Origin of the sequence: Micromonospora sp. WMMA1996 (assembly GCF_002573675.1) — a bacterium.
Taxonomy (GTDB): Bacteria; Actinomycetota; Actinomycetes; order Mycobacteriales; family Micromonosporaceae; genus Micromonospora; species Micromonospora sediminicola.
The window spans coordinates 385,841-401,585 of sequence record NZ_PDHU01000003.1; the positions used below are offsets into that span (position 1 = coordinate 385,841).

Sequence of the window (15,745 nt, forward strand, 5' to 3'; positions counted from 1 at the left end):
TCAGCCTAGGCTCAGCCCTTGACCGCGCCGGCGACCAGGCCGGAGACCATCCGACGCTGGACCAGCAGGAAGAACACGATCACCGGCAGGGTGAACAGCGTGGACGCGGCCATGACCGAGCCCCAGGCCGTGTCGTCCCGACCGAAGAAGAACGTCATCGCCACCGGCAGGGTGTACTTCTCCTGGTCGTTGATGAAGGTCAGCGCGAAGATCAGCTCGTTCCACGCGGTGATGAAGGAGAAGATGCTGGTCGCCACCAGGCCGGGTGCGACCAGCGGGAAGAGCACCTTGCGGAACGTCTGGGCCCGGCTGGCCCCGTCGATCGCGGCGGCCTCCTCCAGTTCCTTGGGCACCGCGGCGACGAAGCCGCGCAGCATCCAGACCGCGAACGGCAGCGAGAAGCCGAGGTAGGTGAGGATCAGGCTGGGCAGCGTGTTGTAGAGGCCGAGCCGCTGGATCATCAGGAACAGCGGGATGACCAGCGCCTCCAGCGGGATCATCTGCACCACCAGGAGCAGGATCAGGAAGCTGGTGCGCAGCTTGAACCGGAACCGGGCCACCGCGGTCGCGGCGAGCAGCGCGACCAGACCGCTCAGCAGCACGGTGGCCACCGCGACCAGCACGCTGTTCAGGAAGAAGTCGACGAACGTCACGCCGGGGATGAGGTTGCCGGTGAGGATCTCCCGGTAGTGCTCCAGCGTCGGCTCCGCCGGCACCGGGCGCGGCGTGGACGAGAAGATCTCCCGGTTGGGCTTCAGCGAGGTCGCCACCATCCAGTAGACCGGGAACGCGGCGAAGAGCGCGACCAGCAGGCCGGCACCGTTGAGGGCGATCTTCTTCACGACTCGTCCTCCTGCTTGAGCACCATGCGGACGTACAGGGCGGTCACCACGAGCAGGATCACGGTGAGGATGACGGCGATGGCCGAGCCGAGGCCGTACTTGGGCGGTGGCGAGAACGCCTCCGCGTACGAGTAGATCGACAGCATGAACGTCGAGCGGTCCTGCGTGCCGCCGGCCAGCACGAACTGCTGGGTGAAGACCTTGAAGTCCCAGATCGTGGAGAGCACCACGAGGATGCCGAAGACCGGCCGCAGCATCGGGAACGTGACCGACCAGAACACCTTCCACGGTCCGGCGCCGTCGACCCGGGCCGCCTCCTGCAGCTCGGTCGGCACGCTCTTGAGCCCGGCCAGCACGCTCACCGCGATGAACGGGAACGAGTGCCAGACCACCACCAGCGTCAGGATGCCGAAGAACATCAGCGGGTCGTTGAACCAGCCGTAGCCGGTCCAGTCGCTGCGCCCGAACAGTGTCGTGGAGAGCCCGTCCGGGAGCTTGTTGAACAGCCAGGTGACCAGCCCGCTCGTGTCGTCGAAGATCCACTTCCAGACGATCGTGCCGGTGAGCGCCGGGGTGGCCCAGGCGAGCATCACGCAGCTCGCCACGAACGTGGCCATCTTCTTGCCCAGCCGGTTGAGCAGCAGCCCGACCAGGGTGCCCAGCACCATGGTGAGGGCCACGTTGGCGACCGCGAACAGCACGGTGTTGCGCAACACCGTACGGAAGAACGGGTCGCCGAGGATCTGCGCGTAGTTGGCCAGGCCGACCCACGGCCACTCGCGGTCCCCCCGGAGCTGCCGGACGCTGTCCAACTTGTAGAAGGACATCATCACGACCTGGCCGAGCGGCCAGAGCAGGAGCACGGCGATGATCGCCAGGCAGGGCAGGAGCAGCAGGTACGGGAGGCGGTCCACCTTTCGGCGGGGCCGCCGCGCGGGGGTCTTCTCCCGCACGGCGGCCTCGTCGGTGGCCTCGGTCAGCGTGGTCACTTGGCGTTGAGGATGCTTTCCATCTCGGTGGCCGCGTCGGCGGTTGCCTTCTCGACCGTCTTCTGGCCCTTGATGACCGAGCTGTTCATCGCCTGGGTCACCGTCTTGGTCCGGCTGACCTCGACCCACTTGGGGGTGAGCGGGGTCAGCTTGGTGTTCTGGATGGCGGTGGCGAACGCGGCCATCACCTTGTCGTCGGCGTAGTTGCCGCCGCTGACCAGGTCCTTGTAGACCGGGAAGAAGCCGAGGCTGCTGGCGAACTCCTGGTCCTTCTGCTTGCTCAGCAGCACGGTCATGTAGTCCCAGGCCAGCGCCTGCCGCTCGCTGTCCTTCCAGACCGCGATGTCGGACCCGCCGGCGAACGCCGGGGCGGCCTTGCCGTCCGGGCCGGGGATCGGGAACGTGCCCCACACCTTCTCGATGTCGGGGTTGTCCTTCTTCATCGCGCCGCCCTGCCAGCTACCGGCGAAGGCCATGGCGGCCTTGCCGGTGGCGAACTGGGTCCGGGCGTCGACCTCGTTCCAGCCGGCGGCGGCGGGCGGGGCGACCTTGTGCACGGTCACCAGGTCGGTCCAGAACTTGACCGCCTTCTGCGCCTCGGGGGTGTTGTAGCCGGACTTCCAGGTGTCGCCCTCCTTGGTGGCGATCTCGCCGCCGGCCCCCCACAGGAAGGAGTAGAACGGCAGCTCGGAGTTGCCCGGCAGGGCGATGCCGTAGGTGCCGGGCTTCTTGGCCTGGACGGCCTTGGCGGCGGCGATCATCTCGTCCCAGTTCGTCGGCGGCTTCACGCCGGCCTCGGCGAACCAGTCGGTGCGGTAGTAGACGGCGCGCACGCCGGCGTACCACGGGACGCCGTACTGCTTGCCGTCGAGCTGGGCGTTCTTCACCAGGTCGGGCAGGATGTCCTTGCCCTCGGACCAGCCGTTGAACTTGTCCGTGACGTCGGCGAGCGCCTCCTGCGCCGCCCAGCCCTGGGTCTCGGTGTTGCCCAGCTCGGTGACGTCGGGGCCCTCCCCACCGGCGAGCGCGGCCTGGAACTTCTTCGGCGCCTCGAGCCAGGGGATGTACTGCACCACCACGTCGGTCTCGGGGTGCTTCTTCTTGAACTCCGCCTCGACCGTGTCGAGGAACGCGGTCTGGGCGTCGCCGCCCTCACCCATCATCCAGACCGTCAGTTTGCTGTTGTCGGCGGCCTTGTCGTCGTCGCCGGAGCCACCGCAACCGGTCAGCACCAGCGCGGCCGACGCCACGATGGCGGTGACCGGAGCCAGCCGCTTCCACCTGTTCACGCCATATCTCCCTCAGGGCCGTTTGGCACTAACCTTCTCCGCCGCACCTTAGTAGGAAAATTTCCTTTACAACAGGGGGTGTTCGCGGCGGGCGGCCGAGGCGACCGTATCGCAGCCGGACGCCCGGCCGGCAGGGGTGCCGTCCGGGCAGCTCAGAGGGGGCGTACGCGGACGGGCGCCCGGCCGGTGGCCGGGCGCCCGTCGAGCGCTGTGGTGCGGGGGTCAGTAACGCGAGACGCTGCGCCGACGACCGACGCCGGCCACCAGGGCGACGGCGATGGCGGCGAAGAGCACCTGCAGCATCAGCTCGCGCCAGTCGATGCCGGCGGTCTCGGCGAAGCCGGAGGCCCGGGCGACGATCGTGCCCAGCAGCGCGGCGCCGACGCCGATCAGCATGTGCAGCCACATCGGCATGTTCTGCCGGCCCGGCACGACCAGCCGGCCCAGCGCGCCGACGATCAGACCAACGACCAGCGCGGTGATGATGCCCCAAACGGTGAGCTCCATGGTCGCCCTCCTCCTTCGGATCAAGTCACACGATGTCGTGTGTTCACTGTCGTGATCGATAGGTTCCCGACCCGCCAAAAATCCAAACCGACTTCGGTGACTAATTGTTCGGACGGGCAGTGAGCTGGGGTTTCTCCCCCAAAACCCCAGCCCGACGGCCCCCGACGAGAGCGCGAAGGAACCGACCGGGTTCAATGCGGAAACGCCGACGGGCGCCCGGCCGATGAGGCCGGGCGCCCGTCGAGGCGCAGGGGTGCGCGATCAGTGGTGGGTGACGCCCCGCCGACGACCGACGCCCGCCACCAGCGCGACCGCGATGGCGGCGAAGAGCACCTGCAGCAGCAGCTCGCGCCAGTCGATGCCGGCGGTCTCGGCGAAGCCGGAGGCCCGGGCGACGATCGTGCCCAGCAGCGCGGCGCCGACGCCGATCAGCATGTGCAGCCACATCGGCATGTTCTGACGGCCCGGCACGACCAGGCGGCCCAGCGCGCCGACGATCAGGCCGACGATCAGCGCGGTGATGATGCCCCAGACGGTGAACTCCACGGTCGGTCCTCCTATAAGCGGTTTCGCACGTTCTGTGCGGTTCCTGTCGTGACCGCTAAGTTCCCGACCCGCCGAAAACCGAAACCGACCTCCGTGCCGTCCGAGCCCCTCCAGCCGCCGCGGCGGCCCGAAACCGCAGGTGGGAGCGTCGTCCGCAGCTGAAAATTTCCTGAGTACGCGCACCGGCCGGCGCCCTCGGACGAGGACACCGGCCGGCGGTACGGCTCTGCGGCTACTTCTTGCCGGCGGGCTTGGCGTCGCCGGAGTCGGAGGAGAGCGCGGCGATGAACGCCTCCTGGGGGACCTCCACCCGGCCCACCATCTTCATCCGCTTCTTGCCCTCCTTCTGCTTCTCCAGCAGCTTGCGCTTACGGCTGATGTCACCGCCGTAGCACTTGGCGAGCACGTCCTTGCGGATCGCGCGGATCGTCTCCCGGGCGATCACCCGACTGCCGATGGCCGCCTGGATCGGCACCTCGAACTGCTGGCGCGGGATCAGCGAACGCAGCTTCGCCGCGATCGTGGTGCCGTAGTTGTACGCCTTGTCCTTGTGCACGATCGCGCTGAACGCGTCCACCGGCTCGCCGTGCAGCAGGATGTCGACCTTGACCAGGTCGGAAGCCTGCTCGCCGGAGGTCTCGTAGTCGAGCGAGGCGTAGCCCTTGGTGCGGCTCTTGAGCTGGTCGAAGAAGTCGTAGATGATCTCGGCCAGCGGCAGGGTGTAGCGCAGCTCCACCCGGTCGGCGGAAAGGTAGTCCATGCCGAGCAGGTTGCCCCGCCGGCCCTGGCACAGCTCCATCACGGCGCCGACGTAGTCGTTGGGCGTCAGCACGGTGGCCCGCACCGTCGGCTCGTACACCTCGGCGATCTTTCCGGTCGGGTACTCGCTCGGGTTGGTCACCACGATCTCCTGGCCGTCCTCGGTGAGGGCCCGGTAGATCACGTTCGGCGCGGTGGAGATCAGATCCAGGTTGAACTCCCGCTCCAGCCGCTCCCGGATGATCTCCAGGTGGAGCAGGCCGAGGAAGCCGCAGCGGAAACCGAAGCCGAGCGCCCCGGACGTCTCCGGCTCGTAGACCAACGCGGCGTCGTTGAGCTTGAGCTTGTCCAACGCCTCACGCAGGTTCGGGTAGTCGGAGCCGTCGATCGGATAGAGACCCGAGTAGACCATCGGCTTCGGGTCCTTGTAGCCGCCGAGCGCCTCCTTGGCCGGGTTGCCGTTGATGGTGACCGTGTCACCGACCCGGGACTGGCGGACGTCCTTCACGCCGGTGATCAGATAGCCCACCTCACCGACGCCGAGCGCGTCGGCCTTCACCATCTCCGGCGAGATGACGCCGATCTCCAGCAGCTCGTGCACGGCGCCGGTGGACATCATCTTGATCCGGTCCCGCGCCGAGATCCGGCCGTCGACCACCCGGACGTAGGTGACCACGCCGCGGTAGACGTCGTACACCGAGTCGAAGATCATCGCGCGGGCCGGGGCCTCCGCCGCGCCGACCGGCGGCACGAACTGCCGGACGATCTCGTCGAGCAGGTAGGGCACGCCCTCACCGGTCTTGCCGGAGACCCGGATGCAGTCCGCCGGGTCACCGCCGATCAGGTGGGCCAGCTCCTCGGCGTACTTCTCCGGCTGGGCGGCCGGCAGGTCGATCTTGTTGAGCACGGGGATGATGCGCAGGTCGTTCTCGAGCGCCAGGTAGAGGTTGGCCAGCGTCTGCGCCTCGATGCCCTGCGCGGCGTCGACCAGCAGGATCGCGCCCTCGCAGGCGGCCAGCGAGCGGGACACCTCGTAGGTGAAGTCGACGTGGCCGGGGGTGTCGATCATGTTGAGCACGGCGGTCTCGCCGGCCCGGTCGCCCTCCCGGATCGTCCACGGCATCCGGACGGCCTGACTCTTGATGGTGATGCCGCGCTCGCGCTCGATGTCCATCCGGTCCAGGTACTGCGCGCGCATCTGCCGGGGATCGACCACGCCGGTGAGCTGCAGCATCCGGTCGGCCAGGGTCGACTTCCCGTGGTCGATGTGGGCGATGATGCAGAAGTTCCGGATGCGCGCCGGGTCGGTGGCACCAGGAGCGTTCGCGCCGGGATCGAGCGTCGGTGGCACAGCGGTCCGTTCTGGTCGGCTGACGTGAGCGGGCCGGCGCGTCGCCGGCCCCCTCTATGCTCCCACGTCGCCCGGCGCTCGCCCGGGCTCCCCCGTCACTCCTGGGGCGGCTCGACGAAGAGCGCGGCGAGCCTCGGCAACCGACGCCGGGCCTCCTCCTCGTCGTCGAAGTCCCAGAAGTCGTTCAGGTCGGGCTCCGGCACCGGGTCGCGGTCGGTCGGCAACTCGCTCGCCGTGGCCTTCCGGTGGGCCTCCCACGGCACCGCCAGCATCGGCTCGCACTCGAATTCCTCGCCGCTGAGCGCGGCCGCCCGCACCCGGGGCAGCTCGGCCAGCGAGTCCGGCTCGGCGACCGCGCGGGCGAAGACCGACCGGCCCTGGGTCATCAGCCAGCCCCGGAAGTATTCGAAGCCGTCGTCCGACGCGCCGCCGTTGATCAGGTAGGCCGCGCCCCACAGGTCGACCCGGTAGGAGGCGGCCAGCACCCGCCGCTGGTGGTGGGCGTACCCGACGATCTCCTCCGGGTCGCGCTCGGCCAGCAGCGCGACCGCCCGGGCGGCGACCGCGTCGGGCTCTCCCCCGGCCCCGCTCCGGGCGTCGTCGATCAACTGCCAGAACTCGTCGGTCCTCATGGTCAGGCAGTCTGGCAGAGCCCACCGACGCCGCGGCCCACACCGGGCGCCGTCGGTGCGGCAGCATGGTGCGGTGCGTGCGATCTCGCTACCCCCCGTCGCGTACGGGGCCACGGCCGAGCGGCCCGACTGGGTCGACCTGCCGCCGGGGCTGCGCGACGCGTTGGCCGCCCGGCTCGGCGGCCCGCCGGCGGCGGTCCGGGTGGCCGGCGGCGGCTTCACCCGCGGCTTCGCCGCCGTGCTGACCGGCCCGGGCGGCGACCCGGTGTTCGTCAAGGCGGCGGCGCTGGACGGGCAGCGGCACCTGGTCGACTGGCACGCCCACGAGGCCGCCGTCCTGGCCCGGCTCCCCGCCGGCCTGCCGGTGCCCCGGCCGCGCTGGGCGCTGACCGCGGCCGGCTGGTACGCCCTGGCCCTCGACGCGATCGACGGGCGCGTCCCCCGGCTGCCCTGGGACCCGGCCGAGTTGGACGCCGCCCTCACCACGTACGCCGAGGTGGCCGCCGCGCTCGCCGACCCGCCCGGTGACCTCGCCGCGCTCGGGCTGCCCCGCCTCGCCGACCTGGCCCGGGAGGACATCCTCTGGTGGGGCGAGGTGGCCGCCGGCCGCGAACCACTCCCCGCCCCGGCGGCCGGGGCCCCGCTGGCGGAGCTGGTCGCGCTGGAGTCCCGCCTCCCCGGCTACGCCGACGCCGCCCCCGGGCTGGCCCACGGCGACCTGCGGGTGGACAACCTCCTGCTCGACCCCGCCGGTCGCGCCTGGCTGTGCGACTGGACCTGGCTCTGCCACGGGCCCGCCTGGTTCGACCTGGCCGGCCTGCTGCTCACCGCGTACGCCAGCGGCCTCGACGCGGACGCCGCCTTCGCCCGCCACCCGGCCGTGGCGGGCGCGCCCGAGGACGCGCTGGACGTGACGCTCGCCGCGCTGGCCGGCTACCACCTGACCGGCGCCGCCGCCGGGCCGTCGACGATGTCTGCGCACCTGCGCGCCCACCGGCGCTGGAGCGGCGAGCAGGCGCTCACCTGGCTGGCCGAGCGGCAAGGCTGGTCCTGGGCGCGCCCCGCTGGATCCACCCCAGCTCATTGATCCACACCAGCTCGGGGAAGTGGCGGTGTCGCACGGGCCCGGACCACACCACCTCCCCGAGGTGGTGCCGATCTGCGTGATCCCGGGTTGCGACGGCATGCTGGTGGCGGGGTCGCCCGGAGGCGTTTTGGCTCGTCCGGGACCGACCTGGTAGCCTGGCTATTCGCGCGGCGATGACGCATGCTCGTCGTGCGCGAATGCAGACCAACCCGAGCTATCAAGACGAGGCTGTCGCGTGGCGAACATCAAGTCCCAGATCAAGCGCAACCGGCAGAACGAGAAGCGCCGGCTGCGTAACAAGTCGGTCAAGTCGTCGCTGAAGACCGCCATCCGGAAGTTCAACGAGGCTGCCGAGGCCGGCGACACCGAGAAGGCCAGCGTTCTCATGCGCGAGGCCACCCGGAAGCTGGACAAGGCCGCCAGCAAGGGCGTCATCCACGCCAACCAGGCGGCCAACCGGAAGTCGGCGATCGCCAAGCGCGTCGCGTCGTTCTCGGCCTGACCAACGCCGTAGACCCGACCGGAAGCCCCGGGGCAACGCCCCGGGGCTTCCGGCTGTCGGCGTTCCCCGGAGTCCTCCGCCCGGGACGGACCGGGCGGGACCGTCGACGCGGCGCGCTGCCGTTAGAGTTGGCGGCCTGAGCCCGGCGCTGTGGTCGACGGTTGTCAGGAGAGTGCGTGGTCGTACGGGTTGCTGGTTCGCCTCCGGGCGACTCCTCGTCGCCGCTGGAGTTGCGCCACGACGGACGGCTCGTCTCCGCCCCCAGCGCGGAGGATGCCCTCGGCCTCATCATCGACGGCTATCCGGATCTCGCGCCGGGGCCCGAGCGGATGCGGGCCCGTCTCTCGCTGGCGCTGCACGCCCGGGAAGTGGTCCAGGCACTGCTCAATGCCGGTGAGGTGTTCGAGCGGAGCACCGATGAGCAGCGGCAGGTCCTCCTCGGGGATCAGGGCGCGGCCGGCCCCGAGGTCTGGAACGGTGTCGTGCCTCTGGTGCTGGTGACCTCGTTCTACCGGCCGCTCGGGGATCGGGACCAGCCCCGGGTAGCCGGGCCCGGTCAGATCTGGTGGATCGATCCGGAGACCCCCGTGTCCCTGCTGGAGACCCTGCACCAGGTGCGTTGGCTCGACGTGCTGCGCATGGCGACACCGGATCAGGGCAGCCGCTACCGCAACCTCGGCCCGAACGGCGCCGCGGGCTACTGGTGGCGGCCCTGCCGGGCAGGTGTCGACACGTGACCGTCGAGCACGCGCTGGCAGTCCCGACGGACGAGCAGATTCGGGCGCTGCACGAACGGATCGCACCCCACGAGGAAGCCTTCACGCTCGTCTACACCCACTGCCGGATCGTGTGCGCCGTGGTCGAGCAGCTGCTCGACAGGTGCCCTCCGGATCTGAACGTCGAGCTGGTCCGCGCGGGCAGCCTCCTGCACGACATCGGTGTCTACCGCCTGTACGGGGCGACCGGGGAACTCGATCACGCGAACTACGTCCGCCACGGGGTGCTCGGGCATGCGCTCCTGCGCGACCTCGGGTTCTCCGAGCGGGTGAGCAGGTTCTGTTCCCACCACACCGGGGTCGGGCTCACTCGCGAGGACGTGCTGCGGCAGTGCCTGCCACTGCCGGTGGCCGACTACACGGCCGACACGCCGGAAGAAGAGCTGGTGCTGTACGCGGACAAGTTCCACAGCAAGACGACACCGCCCACGTTCGTGACCGCGGCGTCCTACGCCGCCGGGGTGCGGCGGTTCGGTGCGGACAAGGTGGCCCGGTTCGCGGCGCTGGTGGAGAGGTTCGGCGAGCCCGATCTCCGCCTCCTGTCCGACCGCTATCGGCACCCGATCATCTGAGCACCCGGCGCCGCCCGCCCGCCGTCAGCCGGGGGTGTCACCTGCCCCTGCCGGCGTCACGGTCCCGACCCCGGTGAGGTGGCCCCGCCGCGGACGGGCGGGAGGATGAGGAGAGGTCCGGGTCGGTCCGGGCCACGGGAGGGCGTGGGGGAAGGGCCAGGGACGCCGCTCTGGCCGCGTCGACCGCCCGCTGCGTCTCGCTCCGGTGCTGGAGGGTGATGATGCTGGAGATCGGACGGCCGGTGTCCGGCACCCAGACGAACTCGTCCTCGTCGGCCTTCGGCCACCGGAGGTAGTGCCGGTTGCCGAAGCTGGTCAGTTCGCCGTCGAGGGCGACCCACATCTTGGCCGTCTGCCCACCGTCGATGAAGCAGCCCCAGCGGAATCCCGGATCGGCGGCGACGGAGTCCCGCACCTCCTGCGGAGTGACACCCTGGAACACCCGCGATCCTGGCCGGCCGTCGAACAGCCGCAGGTGGGTGCGGCCCACCCGGTCCTCGAAGACCACCATGCGCGCCCTCCTGCTGGGCGCGAACGGCGGCGCGACATCGAGTGACCGGTCCGTGTTGATGGGGTGTGCGGCGAAGTCGGTGACGTCCAGCGACGGCCCGACCGTGACCGCGGAGTCGGGCCACGCGTCCGCGTGCAGCTCACCGACGCTGCGGATCTCCAGAAGGTTGTCACCGCGCAGGTCGACGTGCCGCGCCGAGCACCTCAGCACGAGGTCGTGGGCGAAGATGTCGAGCCCGCCGTCCACGGCGACGCCCGTGGACCGGAACTCGCGGCCGCCGGTCAGCGTGAAACCGACATCGACCCGGTCGGCCCGCGGCGGCAGCGCGGGCGTCACGCGTGAGGCCTCGTCCAGGACGCGCACGCTGCCCTTCTCCGGATCGTTCCGGCGGTCGATCACCATGTTGCCGTTACCGAAGACGTAGCACTCGGCCTGCCGGTCGGTCAGGCTGCCCGTCCAGGTCAGCTGGGTACCGTTGAGGGCGACGTGGCCGGCTGCGGTGAGATCGCACAGCGACAGTGCCCCGGCCCGAGACACCAACGCCTCACGGTCGACCACCGGCATGCTGAGCACCCGGCCCTGCTCGATGGCGAGGTTCAGGCTCGTCTGCGCGGGCAGGCCGGAGGCCTCGTCGAGCAGGGTGAAGAACGCGGCGCTGGACGTGGCCGGAGCGTGCTGCGCCGCATCGACGGCCGCGGTGGGGCGAGGGGTGAAACGGAGCGCCGCGGTGCTGCTGCTCGACGCCCAGCTCAGGTCGTAGACGTTGGTGAACTGGCCGCCGGTCAAGGCCAATGATCGGGTGCGCAACACGAGAGAGTTGCCCAGGTCGGTCACCCGAGGTGTCACCGGCCGGTCGATCTCGGCTTCCATGAAGCGGGCCGCTTCCTGCAACGAGCGAAACCGACGCTCGTCAGCCATGGCCCCCGGCCAGCCCCGAACGGTCGCTCGCCGCCACCTGCACCGTGTCGCCTCCCCTGCCCCGCACGCCGGCCGTTCCGCTGCCCGCGTGGAGATCCATGGTGGCAGGTCACGTCCGCGCCGTGGGGGTCCTCGTCGGCCCGGGCGCACGGGCCACCGGCACCGACGTCAGCGGAGCTCGCCGGCATGCGGGCGAGCTGTCCCCGCACCCGACGTTCGGCCCTGCGGTGCCGCGCGTGCCGTCGTCAACGGAAGGAGTCCGGCCAGGTCACGCCCGGCTCGGTCCCACGTCTCCGCTCACCGGCCCGGTCGAACGGCAGCGTGGATCGTCCCGGCTGGTGGTAGGGAACGGCCGGGCGCGGCGCCCCCGGTTCGGCCAGGCCCGGGCCGCCGGGCAGCGCCCGGGCCGTGGTCGGCACCGGGGCCCGCCCGACGACCGGCTCCATCTGCCGGCGGAACCGGTCCCGCTCCTGTTCGGGGACCTGGGCGGCGGTGCGGACGACCATCTCGGCCACGACGTCGTTGAGTTTGACCATCACCGCCACCGCGGTCGGCAGGACCAGCACCGCCCACCAGCTCACCAGCTCGGCGAGGGCGAGCAGCACGGCCAGCGCCGCCGCCCCCTCGAAGAAGAGGAAGCAGAGCACCCCGCCCGGGTTGACGAAGCGCAGGCCCAGCACCCGGGCGTAGAGCGGCCGGAACCGCTCCTCGTCCGTCGGCACGGTCGACCACGCTCGGGTCACCGGGCGCCGCCCCGCCGGGCCGCGGCCACCGAGAAGACGGCCCGTTCCAGCGCGTAGGCCCGGTCGTCGGCGCCGCCCTTGACCGCCGCGTTGCACTCGGCGGCCACGCGCATCGCCTCGACCAGGCCCTCCGGCGTCCAGCCCCGACCCTGGCGCTGGGCCCGCTCGATCTTCCACGCCGGCATGCCGAGGCTGCTGGCGAGCTGGTAGGCGCTGCCCCGGCCGGCCGAGGCGACCCGGGCCACGGTCCGTACGCCGTCGGCGAGCGCGTCGGCGATCGGCACCGGGTCCACCCCGACGTGCAGCGCCCACCGCAGCGCCTCCAGTGCGCCGGGAACGTCGCCGACCATCGTCGCGTCGGCCACGGTGAAGCCGGTCACCTCGACCCGACCCCGGTAGTAGCGGGAGACCGTGTCGGCCCCGATCCGTCCGTCGGTGTCGGCGACGAGCTGCGAGCAGGCGGCCGCCAGCTCGCGCAGATCGGCGCCGACCGCCGCGATCAGGGCCTCGGCGGCGTCCTCGGTGCACGTGCCACCGTTGCGGCGGATCTCCTCCCGCACGAAGGCCACCCGGTCGCGGTGCCCCTTGAGCTTGGCCGCCGGCACCACGGTGGCGCCCGCGGACCGCAGCCCGTCGGCGAACGCCCGGCCCTTGGCCCCGCCGAGGTGCAGCACCACCAGCTGCACGTCCGGGTCGGGATTCTTCGCGTACGCCAGCAGCGCGGCCGACAGGTCCTTGCGGGCGTCCTGGCCGGAGCGGAGCACCAACACGCGCCGGCCGCCGAACAGCGACGGGCTCAACATCTCGTCGATCTCGCCGACCGTCAGGGAGCCGGCCTGGTATTCCCGGACGTCCACGTCGGCGTCCACCTCACGGGCCCGCGCCACGGCTTCGGTGACCGCGCGCGTGGCGAGCAGCTCCTCGTCACCGAGGACGAGCAGAATAGGAGGCAGGCTGGCGGGGGTCACGTCGCCCATACTCGCACGCCCTCCGACCCGATCGTGCCTGCTCATCGGGGACTGTGACGGCACAGCCCGCACTCAACGCAAATCCAGACATTTGCCTTGATCCTCGCCTATCCCACCAAGATTCCCTCCTGTCCGTCATCGGGTCACCGGGGCCGTCCGGGGGCGGCGCCGCGTACCGCCACCGCCAGGCCGGTCGCGGTCCGGACCGCCGCCACGTCCCCGTCGGTGTCGGTCCGCACCACCCGCGCACCGCCCCGGGCCAACCGGCCCAGCAGAGCCGGGTGGGGGTGCCCGTAGTCGTTGTCGACACCCACGCAGATCAGCGCGACCGCCGGGCGGACCGCGGCGAGGAACTCCGGATCCTGGTACGCCGACCCGTGATGCGCCACCTTCAGCACGTCGGCGCGGATCGCGTCGGTCGGGAGCGTCTCCCGCACCGCCCGCTGCTCCTCGGTCTCGGCGTCCCCGGCCAGCAGGATCCGCACCCCGGACACGGTGGCGGTCAGGACCAGGGAGTTGTTGTTCGGATCGGACCGGCTGCCGCGCAGCGGGTACGGCGGCCCGACCGCGACCAGCCGCACCGCGCCCTGCCCCCAACGCCATCCCGCCGGCGCCGGGGCCAGCGAGGCGCCGCCCCGGCGGGCCGCCTCGCGCACCTGGGCGACGCCGTAGGCCGGCTCGGGCCAGGGTGGGCTCACCACCGCGCTCACCCGCCTACCCCGGAACACACCGGCCACCCCACCCACGTGGTCCACGTGGAAGTGACTGACCACCAGCAACGGCACCTCACGGATGCCGAGACGGCGCAGGCAGGCGTCCACGCCGGACGGTTCCGGGCCCGCGTCGACCACCACGGCCCGACCGGTCGCCACCGGCAGCACCAGCGCGTCACCCTGCCCCACCGCGCACGCCACCACCACCCAGCCGCGCGGCGGCCACCCGGAGGCGAGCAGCCGGACCGGCAGCGCGCCCAGCACCACCGCCACCACGACGGCCGCGACCAGCCGCCGGGCCCGACGCCTGCGGGCGGCGAGCAGCAGCGCCACGCTCACGACCGCCAGCAGCAGCGCGCCGACCACCCCACCCACCCACGGCAGGGTCCCGGCCGGCAGCACGGCCCCGTGGGCCGCCACGGTCACCAGCCAGCGGGCCGGCCAACTCGCCAGCCAGGCGAGGAACTCGGCCCCGCCGGGCCACACCGGCGACAGCACCGCGGCCAGCACGCCGAGCACCGTGGCCGGCGCGACGGCCGGCACCGCCAGCAGGTTCGCCGGCACCGCCACCAGGCTGACCGTCGCGGACATGCCGGCGATCACCGGACCGCAGGCGAGCTGCGCGGCCGCCGGGACCGCCAGCGCCTCGGCCAGGCCCACCGGCACGCCTCGGCGACGCAGCGCGTCCCGCCAGCCGGGGGCGAAGAGCAGCAGCCCGCCGGTGGCGCAGACCGACAACGCGCCGCACCGGGGCGGCGTCCCGGACCGCGAGCCGGGCCCCGGTGGCCGCCGCCCCGCAGAGCGCGCCCAGCAGCACGGCGACGGCGATCCAGCCGTACCGGCGGAGCGGCTCGACGGGGTGGTGCCGCCCGGCGCGCAGGCCCAGGGCCACGACGAGGGCGAGCGCGACGGCGACGGCGGACAGCCCCGCGAGGGTCCGGACGCCGAGGTGCAGCCCGGCCAGCGCGGCGAGCCACGCGGCCACCGCGAACCCGGCCAGCCGCAGGTCCAACGCGGCGTCCGCGCCGTCGACGCTCACACCGTCACCAGGTCCTTGAGCTGCTCGTAGCGGGCGTCCCCGATGCCCTCGACCTGGCGCAGGTCCGAGACGGACCGGAACCCGCCGTGCTGCTCGCGGTGGTCGAGGATCCGCTGGGCGAGCACCGGCCCGACGCCGGGGAGCGCGTCGAGCTGGGCCAGGGTGGCGGTGTTCAGGTTGACCGGACCCGCGGGCGGGCCGCCGCCGGCCGCCGGCCCCGGTGCGGGTTGCCCCGGCGCGGCAGTGACGCCGACCAGGATCAGCTCGCCGTCGGTGACCCTGCGGGCGGGATTGAGCAGCGCCACGTCCACCCCGGGCAGCGCGCCGCCGGCCGCCTCCACCGCGTCGGCCAGCCGGGCGCCGGCCGGTAGCCGCACCAGCCCCGGGTGGCGGACCTTGCCGGCCACCGCCACGACCACCTGCCCGGACGGGCCGGCCGAAGCCGCCGCCCCGGTCGTCGCGGCGGCCGCTTCCCGCGTCGCCTCCCCGGCCACGCCAGCCGGCGCGACCGGACCCACCGGTTCGGCGGTCGGACGAGAGCGCCACGCCCAGAGGGCGGCCCCCAGGACGACGAGCGCGGCCACGGCGGCGAGGGCACGGACACCGCGACGGCCCGGGTCGAACGCGCCCGGCCCCGGCAACCGGGACGCCGGCCCGCGCGTGGGCTCGCCGGGTGACCTTGCCTCGGAGCTGTCGGGATCGGCCTCGACCGACGCCGGGTCCGCCCCGGACAGCGGCATCGGGCCGGGCTCCGGGCGGCCGCGTCGCGGTCCGCCGTGCTCCGGCACCGGGAACGGGTGGGCCGGCGCGCGTCGCGGTCCGCCGTGCTCCGGCACCGGGAACGGGTGGGCCGACGGTGGGCCGGGGGCCGCCGCTCTGACGGCGGGCGGCACACCGCCGGCGGGCGCCGGTACGACGGTCGCGCGACCCACCGGCGTGAACAACCGGGCGAGCCGTCGCCGCACCGTCGCCACCTCGTCGTCTGACACGGCTCGGGACGC

The 15,745-nt window shown here is 72.3% G+C and carries 16 protein-coding genes and 1 pseudogene; 5 read left to right on the plus strand and 12 right to left on the minus strand.

The window, feature by feature from the left end; translation table 11 throughout:
* Positions 1-11: 11 nt before the first annotated feature.
* From COO58_RS21450 to COO58_RS21480, 7 genes are all read right to left on the minus strand, one after another.
* Positions 12-842, minus strand: a complete 831-nt coding sequence (locus COO58_RS21450; protein ID WP_091572020.1) for a carbohydrate ABC transporter permease — start codon at positions 840-842, stop codon at positions 12-14.
* Positions 839-1,831, minus strand: coding sequence for a carbohydrate ABC transporter permease (locus COO58_RS21455; RefSeq protein WP_098746945.1), 993 nt, complete (start codon positions 1,829-1,831; stop codon positions 839-841). The genes COO58_RS21450 and COO58_RS21455 overlap by 4 nt, the downstream gene beginning before the upstream one ends.
* Positions 1,828-3,120 (minus strand): sugar ABC transporter substrate-binding protein, encoded by a 1,293-nt coding sequence (locus COO58_RS21460; RefSeq protein ID WP_098746946.1) that lies wholly within the window; start codon positions 3,118-3,120, stop codon positions 1,828-1,830. Before COO58_RS21460 ends, COO58_RS21455 begins: the two co-directional genes overlap by 4 nt.
* Positions 3,121-3,342: 222 nt before the next feature.
* Positions 3,343-3,627, minus strand: a complete 285-nt coding sequence (locus tag COO58_RS21465; RefSeq protein ID WP_098746948.1) for a GlsB/YeaQ/YmgE family stress response membrane protein — start codon at positions 3,625-3,627, stop codon at positions 3,343-3,345.
* Positions 3,628-3,888: 261 nt separating this feature from the next.
* Positions 3,889-4,173, minus strand: a complete 285-nt coding sequence (locus tag COO58_RS21470; protein ID WP_091572003.1) for a GlsB/YeaQ/YmgE family stress response membrane protein — start codon at positions 4,171-4,173, stop codon at positions 3,889-3,891.
* Positions 4,174-4,405: 232 nt separating this feature from the next.
* Positions 4,406-6,283: a translation elongation factor 4 gene (gene lepA, locus COO58_RS21475; RefSeq protein ID WP_098746950.1), complete on the minus strand. Its 1,878-nt coding sequence runs from the start codon at positions 6,281-6,283 to the stop codon at positions 4,406-4,408.
* 95 nt (positions 6,284-6,378) lie between these two features.
* On the minus strand, positions 6,379-6,915 hold the full coding sequence (locus COO58_RS21480) for a DUF4240 domain-containing protein (protein WP_098746952.1): 537 nt from the start codon (positions 6,913-6,915) through the stop codon (positions 6,379-6,381).
* 55 nt (positions 6,916-6,970) lie between these two features.
* Between COO58_RS21480 and COO58_RS21485 the strand changes: the two genes are divergently transcribed.
* From COO58_RS21485 to COO58_RS21500, 4 genes are all read left to right on the plus strand, one after another.
* Positions 6,971-8,002 (plus strand): phosphotransferase family protein, encoded by a 1,032-nt coding sequence (locus tag COO58_RS21485; RefSeq protein WP_369700210.1) that lies wholly within the window; start codon positions 6,971-6,973, stop codon positions 8,000-8,002.
* A gap of 235 nt (positions 8,003-8,237) precedes the next feature.
* Positions 8,238-8,504: a 30S ribosomal protein S20 gene (gene rpsT / locus COO58_RS21490; RefSeq protein ID WP_091571988.1), complete on the plus strand. Its 267-nt coding sequence runs from the start codon at positions 8,238-8,240 to the stop codon at positions 8,502-8,504.
* A gap of 176 nt (positions 8,505-8,680) precedes the next feature.
* Positions 8,681-9,241 (plus strand): hypothetical protein, encoded by a 561-nt coding sequence (locus COO58_RS21495; RefSeq protein ID WP_245666157.1) that lies wholly within the window; start codon positions 8,681-8,683, stop codon positions 9,239-9,241.
* A complete protein-coding gene (locus tag COO58_RS21500; protein ID WP_218012410.1) occupies positions 9,238-9,852 on the plus strand; it encodes an HDIG domain-containing metalloprotein in 615 nt (204 codons plus the stop codon). The genes COO58_RS21495 and COO58_RS21500 overlap by 4 nt, the downstream gene beginning before the upstream one ends.
* Before the next feature lie 37 nt (positions 9,853-9,889).
* Here COO58_RS21500 and COO58_RS30955 read toward each other — a convergent pair whose 3' ends face one another.
* The 4 genes and pseudogenes from COO58_RS30955 to COO58_RS21520 all read right to left on the minus strand — a co-directional run.
* The gene (locus COO58_RS30955; RefSeq protein ID WP_255292740.1) at positions 9,890-11,233 is read right to left on the minus strand and encodes a hypothetical protein; all 1,344 of its coding nucleotides are present in this window, start codon (positions 11,231-11,233) and stop codon (positions 9,890-9,892) included.
* Positions 11,234-11,526: 293 nt separating this feature from the next.
* Positions 11,527-12,024 carry a hypothetical protein gene (locus COO58_RS21510; RefSeq protein ID WP_245666155.1) on the minus strand — a complete coding sequence of 166 codons (498 nt, stop codon included), beginning with the start codon at positions 12,022-12,024 and terminating at the stop codon, positions 11,527-11,529.
* The gene (holA, locus tag COO58_RS21515) at positions 12,021-13,001 is read right to left on the minus strand and encodes a DNA polymerase III subunit delta (protein WP_098746956.1); all 981 of its coding nucleotides are present in this window, start codon (positions 12,999-13,001) and stop codon (positions 12,021-12,023) included. The genes COO58_RS21510 and holA overlap by 4 nt, the downstream gene beginning before the upstream one ends.
* A 134-nt stretch (positions 13,002-13,135) precedes the next feature.
* A pseudogene (locus COO58_RS21520) lies at positions 13,136-14,446 on the minus strand (ComEC/Rec2 family competence protein); the annotation flags it as partial.
* On the opposite strand from COO58_RS21520, the gene COO58_RS30960 reads away from it, so the two are divergent.
* Complete coding sequence (locus COO58_RS30960; protein WP_255292741.1) at positions 14,427-14,774, plus strand: hypothetical protein; 348 nt, start codon at positions 14,427-14,429, stop codon at positions 14,772-14,774. The pseudogene COO58_RS21520 and the gene COO58_RS30960 overlap by 20 nt on opposite strands.
* Here COO58_RS30960 and COO58_RS21525 read toward each other — a convergent pair.
* Positions 14,741-15,733: a helix-hairpin-helix domain-containing protein gene (locus COO58_RS21525; RefSeq protein WP_255292742.1), complete on the minus strand. Its 993-nt coding sequence runs from the start codon at positions 15,731-15,733 to the stop codon at positions 14,741-14,743. The two genes, COO58_RS30960 and COO58_RS21525, sit on opposite strands and share 34 nt — an antisense overlap.
* Positions 15,734-15,745 lie beyond the last annotated feature (12 nt).